The 1,003-nt window shown below is 62.2% G+C and carries 2 protein-coding genes; both read left to right on the top strand.

Features of this window, described 5'->3' with window-relative positions; genetic code table 11:
- The coding region (locus B3C64_RS07005) for an aconitase family protein (protein ID WP_291534693.1) at positions 1-177 on the top strand (177 nt) is incomplete at its 5' end.
- Between the two features lie 39 nt (positions 178-216).
- Entirely contained in the window at positions 217-906 is a 690-nt protein-coding gene (gene leuD / locus B3C64_RS07000) for a 3-isopropylmalate dehydratase small subunit (RefSeq protein ID WP_291534684.1), read from the top strand.
- Positions 907-1,003 lie beyond the last annotated feature (97 nt).

Below are 1,003 nucleotides of genomic sequence, written 5' to 3'. Positions count from 1 at the left end.
TCCATGTGCCTGGGCATGAACCCGGACAAGATGGTGGCCCACGAGCGTTCCATCTCCACGTCGAACCGCAACTTCGAAGGCCGTCAGGGCAAGGGCTCCCGCACGCATCTGGCGTCGCCGGCAGTCGCCGCCGCCACGGCAATCCGCGGAACCATCAGCTCCCCGGCTGATCTGTGATCCGATTCGTGAATCGTCTGATATCGAAGGAATTTTGCAATGGAAAAACTGACTACCCTCACCGGCGTGGCCGTGCCGCTCCGCCGTTCCAATGTTGATACCGACCAGATCATTCCGGCCGTGTTCCTGAAGCGCGTCAAGAAGACCGGCTTCGAGGACGCCCTGTTCTACGCATGGCGCCGCGACCCGGAATTCGTGCTGAACAAGCCCGAATTCAAGCAGGGCAAGATTCTCGTCGCCGGACCGGATTTCGGCATCGGATCCTCCCGCGAGCACGCCGTGTGGGCGTTGCGTGACTATGGCTTCCGCGTGGTGATCTCCTCCCGTTTCGCAGACATCTTCTATGGCAACACCGCCAAGAACGGCGTGCTGGCCGCGATCATGCCGCAGGAATCCGTCGAACTGCTGTGGAAGCTGCTCGAAGAGGAACCGGGACGCGAGATGACCGTCAGCCTGGAGGATCGCACCGTCACCTGCGGTGATGTCACGCTGCCGTTCGAGGTGAACGATTACACCCGTTGGCGTCTGATGAACGGCTACGACGACATCGACCTGACGCTGCAGCACGAGGACGATATCGTGGCGTATGAGAAGATGCGCGCCGAGAAGTTCCCGTTCAAGCCGAAGACCCTGCCCGTCAAGCGCGAGCCCGAACAGCCGATCGCCCCCGCCCGCGAAGGCGAATACCCTGACTGGCAGGGCCCGTTGGCCGATCGCGGCATCATCTGACGCGATGGCCGTCGGCGGTGCCGCGCACTGCCGACGGAGCTTTGACCGAGCACTGGAAACCCCGTCATGAACGCATCATGACGGGGTTTCGCGTTCC

The sequence above is a fragment of the Bifidobacterium sp. UBA6881 genome, assembly GCA_002451435.1.
In the GTDB taxonomy this organism is placed as follows: domain Bacteria; phylum Actinomycetota; class Actinomycetes; order Actinomycetales; family Bifidobacteriaceae; genus Bifidobacterium.
Note: the sequence above shows the minus strand (reverse complement) of the source record. Positions and strands in the feature narration are given on the sequence as shown.